At 45.6% G+C, this 16,566-nt stretch carries 11 protein-coding genes; 8 read left to right on the top strand and 3 right to left on the bottom strand.

The genetic code is table 11. The annotated features are described in order from the left end of the window. Positions 1–53 precede the first annotated feature (53 nt). On the top strand, positions 54–701 hold the full coding sequence (locus ACTHPG_RS08580; protein ID WP_440388699.1) for a hypothetical protein: 648 nt from the start codon (positions 54–56) through the stop codon (positions 699–701). A gap of 84 nt (positions 702–785) precedes the next feature. Here ACTHPG_RS08580 and ACTHPG_RS08585 read toward each other — a convergent pair whose 3' ends face one another. Next, positions 786–1,763, bottom strand: a complete 978-nt coding sequence (locus tag ACTHPG_RS08585; protein WP_440388700.1) for an alpha/beta fold hydrolase — start codon at positions 1,761–1,763, stop codon at positions 786–788. Between the two features lie 202 nt (positions 1,764–1,965). Between ACTHPG_RS08585 and ACTHPG_RS08590 the strand changes: the two genes are divergently transcribed. Continuing rightward, on the top strand, positions 1,966–2,943 hold the full coding sequence (locus tag ACTHPG_RS08590; RefSeq protein ID WP_440388702.1) for an MBL fold metallo-hydrolase: 978 nt from the start codon (positions 1,966–1,968) through the stop codon (positions 2,941–2,943). A 51-nt stretch (positions 2,944–2,994) separates the two neighbouring features. Here the strand turns inward: ACTHPG_RS08590 and ACTHPG_RS08595 are convergent, their stop codons facing one another. Continuing rightward, the gene (locus tag ACTHPG_RS08595) at positions 2,995–3,576 is read right to left on the bottom strand and encodes a LysE family transporter (RefSeq protein ID WP_440388704.1); all 582 of its coding nucleotides are present in this window, start codon (positions 3,574–3,576) and stop codon (positions 2,995–2,997) included. Between the two features lie 132 nt (positions 3,577–3,708). Here ACTHPG_RS08595 and ACTHPG_RS08600 point away from each other — a divergent pair, with 132 nt between their 5' ends. After that, on the top strand, positions 3,709–4,263 hold the full coding sequence (locus ACTHPG_RS08600; RefSeq protein WP_440388706.1) for a helix-turn-helix domain-containing protein: 555 nt from the start codon (positions 3,709–3,711) through the stop codon (positions 4,261–4,263). 195 nt (positions 4,264–4,458) lie between these two features. Here the strand turns inward: ACTHPG_RS08600 and ACTHPG_RS08605 are convergent, their stop codons facing one another. Beyond that, a complete protein-coding gene (locus ACTHPG_RS08605; protein WP_440388708.1) occupies positions 4,459–6,876 on the bottom strand; it encodes a family 43 glycosylhydrolase in 2,418 nt (805 codons plus the stop codon). A gap of 386 nt (positions 6,877–7,262) precedes the next feature. On the opposite strand from ACTHPG_RS08605, the gene ACTHPG_RS08610 reads away from it, so the two are divergent. The 5 genes from ACTHPG_RS08610 (at position 7,263) to ACTHPG_RS08630 (ending at position 16,492) form a co-directional block, all read left to right on the top strand. After that, complete coding sequence (locus ACTHPG_RS08610; protein WP_440388709.1) at positions 7,263–11,003, top strand: alpha-L-arabinofuranosidase C-terminal domain-containing protein; 3,741 nt, start codon at positions 7,263–7,265, stop codon at positions 11,001–11,003. 148 nt (positions 11,004–11,151) lie between these two features. Then, positions 11,152–12,057, top strand: coding sequence for an ABC transporter permease (locus ACTHPG_RS08615; RefSeq protein ID WP_047842804.1), 906 nt, complete (start codon positions 11,152–11,154; stop codon positions 12,055–12,057). Positions 12,058–12,072: 15 nt separating this feature from the next. Beyond that, positions 12,073–12,963, top strand: a complete 891-nt coding sequence (locus ACTHPG_RS08620; RefSeq protein WP_440388711.1) for a carbohydrate ABC transporter permease — start codon at positions 12,073–12,075, stop codon at positions 12,961–12,963. A 96-nt stretch (positions 12,964–13,059) separates the two neighbouring features. Beyond that, a complete protein-coding gene (locus ACTHPG_RS08625; protein ID WP_440388713.1) occupies positions 13,060–14,808 on the top strand; it encodes a sensor histidine kinase in 1,749 nt (582 codons plus the stop codon). A 4-nt stretch (positions 14,809–14,812) separates the two neighbouring features. Further along, positions 14,813–16,492: a response regulator transcription factor gene (locus tag ACTHPG_RS08630; protein WP_440388714.1), complete on the top strand. Its 1,680-nt coding sequence runs from the start codon at positions 14,813–14,815 to the stop codon at positions 16,490–16,492. Positions 16,493–16,566 lie beyond the last annotated feature (74 nt).

The following is a 16,566-nucleotide window of genomic DNA, read 5'->3' on the forward strand; positions in this document are numbered from 1 at the left end:
TTTAACGAATTCGAAAACGGTTTATATTTTATTTTACGCAAGGAGACATCGTTATGATCATCATCAATCCCATTGGCAATACCATTGAAAAGATGCTGTTGCACTACGAAAAAAACGGCCATCTCACTCTACAGGCTTCGCTTGTTAGTAATAACTCGGTTGTATATAGATTGCAAGACTATTGTCTCAAGGTATACGCTTCACGTGCAAGATTGGATGGAGAGATGGAAAGTGAAGCACTTAGTTCATTGCAGAGATATCCTTACGCACCTAAATTGTATGCGTATTCACCCGGTGAGTACACCCTGACGGAATGGATTGAAGCGTTCAATCTGAAACAGTACCGTGAGAGATATGGACACATTCCTCCCAACTTGATATACGATATGTTTACGACGGAACTTCAGCAGATTCACGCTGGATATTGGGACTGGGATGTTATCCGATATGAGAATTTGCTCTGGACGGAGACAGCTGATGTAAAAAGAACGAACTTCTGGCTGTGTGAACCTGCGCAATCCAGATGTGAGTGCTTCTATAACCAGGTCATTCGGAAAATTGATAACATTTACAATGGGGATCGCACTGAAATGGAGGCGATGGAGCAGTATTTTTATCGTCACCAGTTGACGTCATCAGAGATTGAACAAGCCTTCAGCGATTTCAGATCCCAACGGCCAAGACTGGCGATAGCACAATAAATTCATAGCCAAAACCCCAAAGAGTTCGAGAATCTTTGGGGTTTCTTTCGTGTTATAAAGTTGCCTATTTTAATCGAGTGAAAGTTACTTCTTCACCAAGGCCAATATTTCATCGGCAACGAGATCAGGACGAAATTGATGGATATAATGATCGGTATCTTTAATGGTTATTTGTTTGGATTCATTAGACCAGGATTTGAATTCTACTTGTGATTTATCCCAGTCGGGTTCACTGGCACCAAGGTAGTCAGCCGTCAGTATCGTGAGTGGAAACGAAAACGGTTGCTTGTGATCTGCGACCACTTTGGCATTTTCAGCTATTTCACGTAATTCATCCAACGTATTTGCATTTCCATAGTTGTGCAACAGAGCAGTTGTATCGATTTTCTTCAGTGCGTCGGGTACAAGTTTCAATTTGTTACGATTGGCATTGGATGTCTCGACAACAAGGTCTGATTGCATGGAGAGGCGGAACAGTCCGGTTTGGATGCGGAATTTATTCGCAAAACCACCAATTGTATCTGCCAAAGAGTCATCGTCTTTCGCATAATATTCGGGGCTTCCGCCATCAATCATGACGATACCCTTGACGAGTTCCGGGTATTTTTGTGCAAAACGAATGGTTTCCAGCGAGCCGAGTGAATGTCCAACCAATACATAAGGTGGTTTCTGGCCGGACACTTGTAATAACTCATGCAATTCCTCAGCGACGGTATCGACATCACGTTTGTGGTCGGTTCGATCGCTATATCCATAGCCAAACCGGTCATATACTGCGAATTTCGTATTGGGAGCAAGTTTTTCATATAACGGATAATAGTCTACATAGGGATTAGCGGTACCCCAGCCGGAGGCGAGCACTACGGTTACATCGCCTTCTCCACCCGTATATAAATGCATATTTTCACCATGTACTTTGTACAATTTCCCAGGGGGGACGAGTACTTTGGCATCCTGCCTTGCACCCACTTGTTGATAGATTACACCAGTACCCAAAAGTAAAATAACTAACGCGAGGTCGAATATCAAAAACTTAACCAATCTTTTGCGCCATTTCTTCATGTTTTCTCACACACTCTCTCGATGTATTTTCTCTATCATATATGCCCAATCTTATACGAGAGAAAACACAGTCTTAATTCTGTCTTAATTAACCGAAAATTGAATATCAACGGTCAATGAATTAATATATAGCTACGATATGAATATATTTTATCCAAATGTTGAATCACAGATTGATAATATAGAACAGAAGGTATGTACAATGACAAAATACGAAAATCAGCTCCCTACTTCAGCCGGCATGAACTTCAAGTCCTTGATCAGTATATTGAGAGATTCCATGCGTGGAGATGTAGAGCGGAGGCCATCAGGCACGATGCCCGTGGAGAGTTGTGAACCTGCAGACTCATTCAGTGCATCCGATAATCCCCAGGTTACATGGTTTGGCCATTCTGCCTTTTTGCTTGAAATCGAGGGTCACAGGTTACTCTTTGATCCAATGCTGGGCAATCGTCCATCCCCCGTATCCTGGGTGGGTACCAAACGTTACAGCACGAATCTACCGATTCATCCGGAGGATTTTCCGGCTCTGGATGCAATCATTATATCGCATGACCATTATGATCATCTGGACTATGACTCCATTCGCAGATTGAAGGACAAAACAAAACGATTTATCGTGCCGCTTGGGGTACGTCGTCGACTGATTCAACTGGGTGTGCCTTCGGAGCAGATTACCGAGCATAACTGGTGGGATGAGTTGTCGTTCAAAGGTCTAACATTGGCTTGTACGCCAGCACGTCATTTCTCAGGCAGGGGGTTGTTTGACCGTAATTCTACGTTATGGTGTTCGTGGGTCATCGCGGGACAAGATACGAAGGTGTTCTTTAGTGGTGACAGCGGTTATGGCCCTCATTTCAAGGAAATTGGCACTAAATACGGGCCATTTGACCTCACCTTGATGGAATGTGGGCAATATGACGAGCGGTGGTCCAACATTCACATGATGCCGGAAGAGACGGTTCAAGCGCATCTGGATGTAGGTGGCAAGTTGCTTATCCCGATTCATTGGGCCGCATTTACGCTGGCCTATCATGCCTGGAATGAACCGGTTGAGCGAATTACGAAGGCTGCACTTGCTTTGAATGTGAAGATTGCAACTCCCAAAATCGGTGAGAAGGTTGTACTTCATACGGAGCATTATCCTACACATGCATGGTGGAGACCCGAATTAGGATAAAAATAAAAGCGTTCAGCTCATCCAATGAGTGGACGCTTTTTCTATTAGATTTTACATCAGGATCGAGAGTGCACTGTAAATTAACAACATCCCCATTACGATATTAACAGGACGCTCGTATCTTAATAGAAAGCTCTGAAATAACAGACCACCGAACGCCCAGGTCATATTGGCACTAATACCGATGAAGGTGAGTAGTAAGGAGTAGGCGATGAGTTGAACATGGGATTGTCCAAGAGGCAGGACAAAAACGGATATGGCCGTAAGCCCGTACAGAATGACTTTGGGATTGATGAATTGTAAAGTGAACCCGAATAGAAATGAATAATGATTGACCTTGTTCTCTTCCGTCTCGGCAGGTGTACTTCGCATAATTTTTAGTGCCAGATAGAGCATGTACACACATCCCAACACGTTCAAGACGGGTGTAATCCTAGGAATATACTGATGAAGAATAAGGTTGAAATAACAGGACAGAAACATAATGAGCAGGCAGCCGGCTACAACTCCGCCAATAAACGGAAGGGTCTTGCGGAAGCCTTTATTCCTAGCATGCGTCATGGAAATGATATTGTTGGGTCCGGGTGTAAATGATGCGATGATAGCGTATGTTACCAAAGGTGTGATGTTCATGAATCCTCCACGTCTTCTCAAGGTGTGTGATATAATAACCTAAAGTGTGCGCTATAGAGCACACTCTTTATCATTGTACAATATGTGCGTTATAAAGCACAATATGTTTATAAACATGAGGAGGATCGGATTTTGCAAAACATTAACAGTATTCTTGCTCAAAACTTGAAACAGCTTAGGGAACAAAGAAAGCTTAGTCTGGACAAGGTTGCCGAAATGTCCGGCATTAGCAAGACCATGCTTGGTCAGATTGAACGTGGCGAATCCAACCCATCAATTGGTACCGTATGGAAGATTGCCAACGGCCTGAAAATTTCCTTTACCAGGTTAATCCACGAGCCGAAATCAGATACTACTGTTGTAACGGGCAGTGATATTCAAGTATTGATGGAGGATGAGGGAAGGGTTCGAATATATCCGCATTTTCCCTATGAAGAGGGTCGTCGTTTTGAAATATATATGATGGAGATGGACCCGCAGTCCGCGTTGAATGCTGAACCTCATATCGAAGGTGCGGAAGAATTCATTACGGTCTTTGAGGGCGAAGTTACGATTCGGGTAGGGAACGAAGAACATACGTTGAATCAGGGGGAGTCGATCCGTTTTGGAGCGGACAAACCTCACGCCTATGTTAACTCCGGGGTTAAGACGAACCGATTAAACATGGTTATTCATTATTCGAAGTGAACTCGAAGAGCCAATGTTAATGTAACGAACGATGAATGTATGCATACATGAATGGAATGACAATAAAGCGGCCTGGTAATGGAACGGCATCCTCATTGTTAGACGTGTCTGACAAATGAGGATGCCGTTCAAACCATTGGCTGTTTTATTGTTGAATGTGCTACTGGAGCCCAGCGCCTAAGATATGACTATGAGTTAAGGCTTTTCTTTGGCCTGACGCTGTATTTCCTTCGCTGTTAATGCTTTATCATATACTCTTACATTATCCAAGCTGCCTTTGTAGAATGGATCAGCCGTATAACGACTCTTGCCCACATAAGCTTCCGTCGCATGCAGATCTTTTGGATTAAAAGTAATATCAGAGCTGCTCGCAACCGATGTGCCATTCACATATAGAGTGCCCACATCACCCTGTAGGGTTACAGCCACGTGAACCCATGCTTTGGAAGGCAGTGGATCTGCGGCAATGATGCTCTGATCCCGTCCCTCATTATGAATGGTGAATTGTAACGCACCATTATGCTGGGATGGAGTAAGGAACATATGTCTCGTCAATCCATTTCCAAAGTCGAAAATACGCTGCCAGGACCCGCCGCCATCCCAATTGACCCAAGCGCTAAACGTGAAATCCGTGGTATCTGTAAGGAGTCCAGGCAACTGGATGTAACTGTCGGTTCCGTTAAATGTGGCAGCCTGATTTTTGCCACCTGCAGCAGAACTCACCACATTATAGGCTTGTCCATGATATTTGTTCTTACTGTAATCCTGTGCGATTTTGGCAATTTTCTTGTGTTCAAACGTATACTCTCCGAGCAATGGGCTTACCGCTTGCTGTGGGATGATAACGTTGAACGTTTTGGAGTTTACTGCAGCTCCTTTACGAATCGTAGCGGTTAATTTCACTTTGGCATCCCCCTTGCCAGCGCGTGGTCGCTGCACTACGCCTGTAGTGGATAGAGCCGATGTGTTGGAGCTTTTCCATGTAATGTCTGCATCACTTGATCCCTTTCCAGGCAAAGACAGATTGAAGAATACATGATCCGTATTACCAATACTCAGATCTTTTTTCACCGCATCTACAATGGCCTGATCACTCCGTTCAACACCTTGACTTCCCCAGATGGCAATCCCGGAGGAGGAGAGGACGCTAAAGGTCAGAACTGCACTTTGAGAATCCGAATTCCACTCATGTGTGAAAACGCCGTTGTACACAACGTTATTCGATGTAATCTGAACTTGGTTGTCTGTGCCAAGACTCCATGTTCCTGTCACGGCACCATTAATCTGCCCATCTGCTGTGAACTGAACAGTCTGTGAGGACTTGATGTCCGCCGTGATGTCCTTACCATGATTCACCCACTGGTACTGACCGGCGATATCCTGAGCTGTTAGTTGGGCTGTATCCTCTCCCAAGGCAGCATAGCGATACGGAGAAACGACGGGCCAACCGTCTGCATTCATATGCATCTCGTGTACGCGGACTTCATGTTCTTCACCACGTCCCGGAAAACGGGAATGGAAGATCAGATATTGTTTGCCTGTCTCCGCATCAAAATAAGCTGAGTTGTGTCCCGGTGATACATAGCCGGTTCCGAGGCCTGTGCCCGGATCACCAATCTGTCTCTCAAACAGGAAGTTCCCCATTAATTTGACTCCAAAAGGCTCAATGGAACGATCGTCAAATAAAGGTTTATCCTTGTCCGCTTTAACGTTGATCATATCGTTTCCTTCGGCATCAAGGAAAGGCCCATCCGGTGTTTGGGAGCGAGCAACACGTATATTGTATCCTCCGTCAGCACCCAATCCGCCGTAAGACAGGTACAGATAATAATAGTCGGTTTCGGGACTGTAGAGCATATAAGGAGCCTCAATACGACTATGGTTGCCTCCCGTCAGCTTTTTGCCATAACCTTGATTGGGCAGCGGTTTGCCTGTTGTCTCATCCATCTCCAGAATGAAAATCCCCCCGGAGTAGGAGCCATACACCATCCATAACTTGCCGTTTTTATCATAAAAGACATCAGGATCGACCACATTGGGATGAATCGTTGCATCGTAGATGGTACCATCCTCACTGATCTGGTCCCACATGCCGGATTTCAACAGAATACCTTGATCCTTATAAGGCCCTTCGATGTTGTCTGCAACAGCGATGCCAAGGGCTGATCGGGGAGAGTCCCCTTTACAAGCATTGTAGTACATATAGAATTTGCCATCTGCGAGCTGAATGACATCTGCCGCCCATAACGTGTCTGTCTGCGCCCATTCCAGCGCTTCAGCGAATTCCTTGGTTACATTCGGGACCACAGGATTATTATCCGTAACACCGGAGGCGACGAGATCCCAGTTCAGAAAATCTTTGGACTTGGCCACTTGCAGATGAGATCCAAAAATATAAAAGGTATCATCCACCTTAATGACAGAAGGGTCATGAACGGAAACATTTTTGAATGATGGAGCCGGATTAGCGATAGGTGTGATGGAAGTCTGCGAGTTACCCGCGGTTGCCCCTGAACCATTGGCGAACACCGAGACTGGCGTCAAAGTTGTTGCCGTAAGTAATGCGGTGCTTAGTACAGAAATGTTAAGTGCGTTTATCCAATAACGTTTCATACGTTTCCCCTTTCCTAATCCCCTGAATGAAAAATAAACCGATACTTGGCAATACACGATATAAGGTTCGGCAGACCTCCTTTGGATATTTTATATTATCAAGCGCTTTCATTTGATATATTATCAATTGGTTTATATGTTTGTAAACCATAAATGTAAAGGTTTTATAGAAAAATGACAGATTGTAAGAGAGGGAGAAAAGACTGCTAAAGCTTTTTGTATTCAAATAAAAGACAAATAAAACAGGAGTCATTCTCAAATTTAGGATTGAAATTGGACTCTGTAATGCGATAGTATTACGTTTAGATCATCTATTTAACTATTTATCAATCATTTTATGTTTATGCGAATCAAACGATCATTCAGACTACATAGGAGGTAAGAACATGACTACATATCAAAAGCAATTGATCGCACAATACACGTTCGAAGAGGCCAATCAGATCGGGAAAGACAGATCCGGGAACGGGCATGACAGTTTGGTAAAAGGCGAGTTACCCCCTATAATATCCAAGTTAAAAGGCAGGTCGGCGGTCACTTTTAACGGGGGAGTGAATGGAACTTCTTATCTGCAATTACCTTCGGATTTGCTTCAGGATGTAAGCGATAACACTGGCGTTACTGTTGCAACTTGGGTGTTTCTGGGCAAAGGCTCCAATGTGTGGGAACGCATTTTTGACTTTGGCAAAGGGGAGAAGGGACCGTATATGTTTCTGACCCGTCAGCTCCTGGGTACGTTATATGCCGGAGATAATCTGGTTGTTCACCCAAGTGGAGGCGTTGCAAGTGGAGAATGGATCCATATTGCACTTTCTGTGTCAGGCAGCCAAGGTGGGACGCTCAGCAGTGCGGGTCCGATTGTGTATGTGAACGGGGAGATGGCCGCAGACGGTTCGATCAGTCAGACGTCCAGTGGCAATTATGCCAAACTGCGTGAATGGTTTGATACCTTCAAGGACCCTGAGAATTATAACCAAAATTATATTGGACGCTCCCAATACGCAGCAGATGTGGATTTTGAGGGTTCGTTATCCGATTTTCGCATTTATGGGGCAGCACTTACCATGGATGAAGTCATTGAAGTGATGTGTGAGTCACTGACAGATGAAGCGATTGTGAAACTTGCAGCAGACAAGTATCTTTCCTTCCCCAACCGAATTATCACCAAAGATGTATCACTGCCTACAGATGTGTTGGGTGGTAAAGTAATGGTGAATTGGAGTTCCAGTCAGCCGGAAGTCTTGTCGGAGAACGGAGTACTTCAGGGAATCACATCGCCACAAGAAGTTACGCTCCGTGCGCTGCTGACCAGAGGTGAAAGCAAATTGAGTCAAAGCTTTGACGTATCTGTTGTGCCAGCGCATGTCCCGCCTTATACGGTCACCATCCATGGAGATCAGAAGGTGGCTGACATCAGTGAAGTCATGTACGGGCTGTTCTACGAGGATATTAATAACGCGGCAGATGGCGGGATCTATGCGGAGCTTGTTCAGAATCGATCCTTTGAATCCTTTGCATTCGATACCTATTCACATGACTCTGGGGAATGTGGTTGTTCGACAGGTCGAAATCGTGAACCTTTGTTTGCCTGGTCAGGCGATACGGGGAGAATGCTCGTGCAGCATACGGATGGATTGAACGCTCACTTTAACGTGCAAGATCCTGAAGTGAATGCTTATTATGTGACAGTTCAGGATGGGGCAACGATTCGAAATCGCGGATTCTCTGACTCCAATCAGCATTGTGCCATGTCCATCAGGCAGGGCGAAACGTATGATTTTACCGTATGGGCAAAAGCAGAATCGGCAGGAACGATCACGGTTCAATTGCAGGATGGAGAAGACTCTTCCCTCAGCGATCCGGTAACGTTACATATTGAAAGCGGGAACACATGGAAGAAATACGGCTTGTCTCTGATTGGAACGGAGACTGTACCTGGTCAATTGGCACTTACCTTTGCAGGCGACATCTCCGTCGATATGGTGTCCTTAGTGCCTCAGAATGTATGGGGAGCTGATCCGGAAGAAGAAGGGATATCCGCTACAGCACATGCCAACTACACAGGTAATCCGAATTATCGATTGAGAAAAGATCTAATTCAGGCACTCGCTGATCTGCATCCCAAGTTCCTGCGTTTTCCAGGGGGATGTATCTCTGAGGGGTCTTTTATATGGGATAACGTGTATGACTGGAAGGATTCTGTCGGACCCGTTGAGCTTCGCAAAGAGAATTATAATGTCTGGGGTTACATGATGACGATGGGGCTTGGTTATATGGAGTACTTCCAGTTGGCGGAAGATCTGAATGCTGCTCCGGTTCCAGTCATGGCTTGCGGTGTGTTATGTCAGGCACGCTCGGATTATGCTCACCCTGCGGGTGGAGCTTTGAGGGATTATTATATCCGCAACTTCACAGATCTGATCGACTTTGCGCTCAGTACAGATACGGAACACAACGAATGGGCGGCGGTACGAAGCCAGATGGGGCATCCTGAACCGTTCGATCTTCGTTATTTGGGCGTAGGCAATGAGAACTGGGGCACTGAATTTTTTGCCAACTTCGAAGTATTCAAACGTTCGATTGATGAGTATATGAAACGGAACTATCCGGATCATGAGCTGCACATAATCTCAACGGTTGGTGCTCAGGCCGATGATGATGCGTACCAGGAGGGATGGAAGTTCCTAAGTGGAAACCTCACGGGATCAGCTCAAGTTGCTTTTGCTGATGGTACAGAGGTGATTGAAGAGACCGTAAACTGGTATGAGAATCAGGACAATTACATGGACACCATCGCAGATGAGCACTACTACCGATCCAATGAATATCTGTTGAACAACGTGGATCGTTACAATTACTATGATCGGGCCTATCGGGAAGACGGAAGTATCGATTGGAAAGAGACATCCAAAGTATTTGTGGGTGAATATGCGTCCACGGACAAAAACACATTGGCAGGGGCAGTTGCGGAAGCCGCGATCATGACCGGATTTGAAAACAACGCGGACGTTGTTCGTTTGGCTGCCTATGCACCATTATTCAACAAGGTATTGACGGATGGAACCTACCGGTGGACGCCGGACTGCATTTGGTTTGATGATGAAACGGTGTGGTATACACCCAATTATTATGTACAGCAGCTTTTTGCAAAACATGTAGGGAATCAGGTACTTGCGACTTCGTTCTCCACCTATAGCAAAGGCAAACCATTGGAGCTCATTCCGCGTGGCGGAATTGAAATTGCGACAGGAAATGCAGATATTGTGGTAAAAAAAGTAACCGTTACCTCCAATGCCGATGACAGCGTCCTCTTTGAAGAAGATTTTAGGGAACGTACAGAGCTTAGTGAGGCATGGAATCCGATTCCTGGATCGGAAGGATACACGGTAACCGTAGGGAAGGGACTCGTCCTGACTGCCCAAACAAGCGGCCGGAATGGACTGTATCTGTTGAATGACGAATGGACTAATTACAAGGTTCAAGTTGAGGCTGAACGAATTTCAGGTGAAGATGGTTTTTACATCGGTGTGGGACTGACGGATATCTCGCCCGAGAACAAGGATGTCATCGAGTACGCAATTAGTTACGGCGGAGACGCAACGGGAGTAAAGGTGTACAAACAGGGTATTGAGGGTTACACCTTGGGTGACTATTCATCCAGTTCGGCAGCAGGTAACCTGAGGGCGGCCAACTATGAACCACTGGAGAACGGGACCCATTATACGATCACGGTTAACTTCGGTGGAGATACAGGTAAGCATCTTGTTTGCTCCTATACGGACGGGCAAAATACTAGCAAAATCTTGGATTACAAGCTCGAAGCTTACAATAGGGAAGTATTCCATTCCGTTACAAGAGATACACAACATGTCTATGTGAAACTGGTGAATGCAGATAGTGCGGATAAAGCAACACGCATTTGCCTTCAGGACCTGAAGGTCGATTCTTCAGCGAGACTGATCACGCTTACGGGAGAAGATCATCTAGTGCACACCCCAAATGTGAATCAGAAGAATGATGAGAAAGTAATTCCCCATGAACAGGAGATAACACTGTCCGATACATCAGTAGTGGTTAACCTAACTGCTCATTCAGTGAATGTATTAGTTATGGATATCCAAAATTAAATCCTTGACGTGAACAAGAAACCGCGGATATCGCGGTTTTTTGACGTTCCAGGGAAGAGGGTCAACAAAAGATACCCAAAGTAAATACCCCACACTATTGTGGGGATCAGCCAGCTCCTATAATTAACGTTGAAGGAGGAGTCAGCTTATGCGTTCCAACTACAAACAATTTATACGAAATGTTCCGCTTCATCTTATGATTCTGCCTGGACTGCTGATTATTATTGTATTCGGTTACATTCCGATGGCGGGTCTATCCATTGCCTTTCAGAATTTCTCTCCCATTGCCGGATTCAAAAATATGAACTGGGTGGGCCTAGACAATTTCAGGTATCTGTTCGATCTACCGGGGTTCTCGCAGGTTGTATGGAATACGGTATTTATATCGACGATGAAAATTGTTTCGGGCTTGGTCATTCCGGTGCTCGTGGCCTTATTGCTTAATGAGGTTCGCAAGACAGGATTTAAACGAACGATCCAGACCGTAATCTATATGCCTCACTTTTTCTCATGGGTTATTCTGGCGGGAATCATCGTGGATGTGTTATCTCCAAGCACAGGGATCGTTAATATGTTGTTGAAAGCCGTGGGAATTGACCCGATTCAATTCCTGGCCAGTAATGAGTGGTTCCCTTACATACTTGTCATCACGGACCAATGGAAAGAATTCGGATTCGGGACCATTATCTATCTGGCTGCCCTCACTAATATTGATAAGTCTCTCTACGAGGCATCTGTTATGGATGGAGCGGGAAGATGGAAGCAGACATGGCATATCACACTGCCAGGTATTCGCCCGATCGTAATTTTGATGGTAACGCTTAGTCTGGGTAACGTACTTAACGGTGGCTTTGACCAAGTGTTCAACCTCTATAATCCATTGGTGTACGAATCAGGAGATATTTTGGATACGATGATCTATCGGATCGGATTGCAAGATGCACAGTATTCTGTATCGACAGCATTGGGTCTAATCAAATCCGTCGTTTCCTTCATTTTTATCGGACTCGGTTATTTCTTGGCCTATCGGTTCGCGAATTATCGGATATTCTAGAAAGGAGGCAGAATCATGCACCACGCTTCAAGAGCCTATCGGTGGTTCCTAGGGTTTAACTACGTCATCCTGACGATTCTTGCCTTGTTATGCCTGTTCCCGATTGTGAATATATTAGCGATTTCATTTAGTTCGAGCGATGCGGTAAAAGCGGGAAGCGTCACATTCTGGCCTGTGGATTTTACGTTGTCCTCATACCAATACATTCTGGAAAATCAGCAGTTCCTCAACTCATTCGGCACAAGCCTTCTTCGTGTCGTGCTGGGGGTTGCAACCAATCTGATCTTCACAATTCTGGTAGCTTATCCGCTCTCCAAAGAGGCTGCCAAATTCCGTTCAAGAACGTTCTATGCCTGGATCTTCGTATTCACCATGTTATTCAGTGGAGGGTTGATCCCGGGTTATCTGGTGGTTAAGGAAGCAGGCTTGTTGGATTCGATCTGGGCATTGATTCTGCCAGGCGCAGTTCCAATCTTTAATGTGCTATTGATGCTTAATTTCTTCCGGGGATTGCCGAAGGAACTTGAAGAAGCCTCCTGGATGGATGGGGCAGGACATTTCCGCACCTTATGCAGTATCTATCTTCCTATTTCACTTCCTAGTATTGCGACCATTACGCTGTTCGCCATGGTGGGACACTGGAATGCTTGGTTCGATGGCATGATCTACATGAAGAACCCGGAAGGCTATCCGCTTGCTACATATCTTCAGTCGATGTTACAGCAAGTGACGATGATTCAGAGTGAGATGATGACCCTTGAGGATGCGACGCTCTTAAGTCAGGTATCGGATAGAACAACCCAAGCTTCCCAGATCTTTTTGTCTGTTATTCCGATTCTGCTTGTGTATCCATTCCTGCAGAGGTATTTCGTCCATGGGCTTGTCGTCGGAAGTGTAAAGGGATAAGATCGATAGAAGGAAAACCGATCGATGGAAGGAGCCGATTTCTGGCTCCTTTTTTGCTATTAAGGTGAGAAGAAAGAGGAGAGGGGAGATGGAAATTTGAGATTCATCCGGGGGAGCTGGAGAGAGTCATCGATTGTTGTCAAACTGATGATTGCTTTTGTACTGGTCATTCTGCCCCTTTACGGGATAAGCATTATGATTACGCAAGTCAGCTCCAAGCAAATGCAGACGGAGGTGGAGAAGGCACACGAGTCCAAATTGCACTTCTACCATAACCATCTGCAATTCGAATTGGAGCGAATGAGTGCGCTGGTAACCGAATTTTCATTTGATGAACCCATGTCCACGCTAAGTACACGAGCCGCAATTATGAGCAGGTATGAAGTCACGTCCAGTCTGAACAACATTCACAACAAGCTGGGTCAGATTATGGTGACGAGTCCCTACATTAGTGATGTTGTGTATTATGTTCCCGCTCTGCATAAACGAGTCAGTGCGGCGGACGGGATTCGGGACGTAGAGGATGCCGAGTGGAAGAGTCTGCTCGCCACAATGGGGAATCTGAATGGCGAATTATCGCATTCCAATAACGATCTCTATTTCCTGAAAAGTAACCCGTACAACATGAACCATGAGGAGCCGCCCAATTTCATATTAGGGATACGCTTGTCTGCTGAAGAACTTAAAAAGCGTTTGCAGCAGCTGTCGGAAACGGGTGAAAGTGAGATTACACTGAGTTTTGGTGAACAGCATCATGTTGTGATCTCTTCTTCTGAGCAGCCCGCACCTGTTAAACCCATTCAAACGGTTTCTGCAGAACCAACCGAGTCCATGCAGGTTACAAAGTTCCAATCTGATCCATATCTCTACTTTTCGTTACATGATAAGGATCACGCGTTCACGCTGACAGCTACTATACCGCAGGATGTGCTGAGGGCACCGCTGGAACAATACAACGTATGGTTATGGATGGTAACCTTTATGTCCGTTGTGATCATCATTGTCTTCTCGTTGTCAATCTACAGATCGATTCACCAACCCTTAGGGGTACTTATTCGAGGATTCAGAATGGCAGAGCAGGGCCAGACAAGCGTACATATTCCTTCATCCAGAAGGGATGAATTCGGTTATTTGTACTCCCGCTTCAACCATATGATAGAGCGCTTACATATCTTGATCGATGAGAATTATGTAGCACGGATTCGAACAAGTGAGGCGGAACTCAAACATCTGCAATCCCAGATTCAACCTCACTTTCTATACAACAGTCTGTTCAGCATCAAGCAAATGGCTGAAGTGGAGAATGTGGAGCTCATTCAGGAATTTACCGACTACCTGGGTCAATATTTCAAATACATGTCTCGGGATTCTCATACAGAGGTATCGTTGGGGGCTGAGATTGACCATGCCCTGGTCTATGCATCCATTCAGAAAATTCGATTTGGTTCGAGGATTCGATTGGAATTGCAAGATTTGGATGCAAGATACAGAGTTATTTCCGTTCCCAGAGTCATGATTCAACCGATTGTAGAGAATGTGTTTGAGCATGCACTAGCCAAACGTAGTCAGGGAGGTATTCTACAGATATCGTACCAACAGGATCAGGATAATCTATCCATTCGCATTGAGGATGATGGGGATCAATTAAACGACGAGACATTGAATTACCTGCAATCTGCCTTTGCGGAAACAGAGCGAAAATATGGAAACGAAGAGATAACCGGGCTTATGAATGTCAACCAACGACTGAGAATCAAGTTCGGGGCTGCCTATGGTCTTACAGCGCAGCGAAGTGAGCTCGGCGGGTTGTGCATGATAGTGAAGATTCCATGGAGAGGGGAGTAGTGTTATGCAACGGATGCTTATTGTAGATGATGAACCCGTTATTCTGGACGGGCTGTATGCGTTCTTCCAAAAAGCAAATCTTCAGGATATGGAGATTATCAAGGCATACTCTGCCTATGAAGCTATCGATTGGTTGAACTCGGTGAAGATTGATATTGTGCTCAGCGACATCTGTATGCCTGGCATGGATGGTATGCAGTTGATTGAGCAGATTATGGATCGATGGCCAAGATGCAAAGTTCTTTTGCTGACGGGTCATAACGAATTCGATTATGCGCACCAAGCTATTCGAAATCCTTGCGTTGTTGATTACCTGTTAAAGACAGAGGGTATGAATCACATTCGAGCTGCGGTAGAACGGGCGTTAACACAGATCTTGGAGGAAAATGATTTTCGCTACCAAGCGGCCTGGTTTCGCGGCAAATTGCCACGAGCGCTGCCCCAGTTGCAGCGTCAATTGCTGCTGGATGTGCTGAAGCGAACGGATAGACCTGATATCGCTTCACTTCAGGAAGAGCTGGATGCCGTGCAGCTCCCCTTCCAATCAGATCAACTTGTTATTCCTGTGATTATAAGGGTGGAGGAGTGGAACAACTACCAGTCTCAGGCGGATCGCAGTCTCATCCGGTATGCCGTTGCCAATGTTGCGGAGGAGTTGCTGCAGGACAAGGCCAAGGTGAAGGCAATTGATCTGGATGCTCAGGTCATCGCGTGCTTTATTCAATCCCAGGAGAGGCCTCCGTCCAATGGATCCAATACGCAAGAGGAGCGAGGGAGTCAGCCGGATAGCTGGAAACAGACCCTTCGTTTTGTCTATGGCACATTGGAGTCTGTGCAGCAATCCTGTGCGGACTGCCTGAACCTCTCGGTATCGATCATGGTTAGTGAGCAGGCGGTAGAGTGGAGCAGGATTAATCAGGCGATCGCGCAGTTACGCCTGTCGATTCATGAGAGTCCCGGGCTTGGGATGGAGAAGCTCCTGCGTGTAAATATTCAGGATGAATTGCCTTACACCCCAAGCATTATGAATCAACAGGGTGTTGTCGCGCTGCATCTGGATCAGATCAAACAGCGAATAACCGCTGGGGATCGGGAGTGGATGGAGTCCTTCCGTAAATGGACCGAGGCTGCGAAGGAGGGACTTCAAGATCCATTCTTTCGCATGAGAACGTATATGGGTGCAGCAAGTGTGCTCATTGAAGTCCTGCACGAACTGGGGTTATATGAATCGGCAATGGAAGAGATATCACTGCCACGAATGCTGAATTTTGACATCCATACGGCGTGGACGGATCTGGTCCTATTTTATCAATCTGCATATGAATGGATGATCTCGAAACGTAGTGATGCCCACCTGAACGATCAATCACAGATTCTGATCACGATCCATCTCTACATTAAGCATCATCTGGAAGATGACCTCTCGCTCACACGAATTGCACAGGAAGTCTCTCTTAATCCGTCTTATCTGTCACGGTGGTACAAACGAGTTACAGGTAAAGGCATATCTGACTATATCCATGATCGCAGAGTGGAGCGAAGCAAGGAGTTGCTTCTGGGTTCGACCTGCAAGATGCATGAAATATCCGCGAAGGTTGGATTCAGTGACCAGCATTATTTTTATCGTTTTTTCAAAAAAGCAACAGGCTGTACCCCTCAAGAGTATCGGGATCAGAAAAGTTAATCGCAGTCTCAAATGGTAAATCAAAGATACCAGATGTCAACGGGGTACACTCGAATTGATAACGCTTTCTTAAT

Source organism: Paenibacillus sp. SAF-068 (assembly GCF_051967555.1).
Lineage (GTDB): Bacteria > Bacillota > Bacilli > Paenibacillales > Paenibacillaceae > Paenibacillus.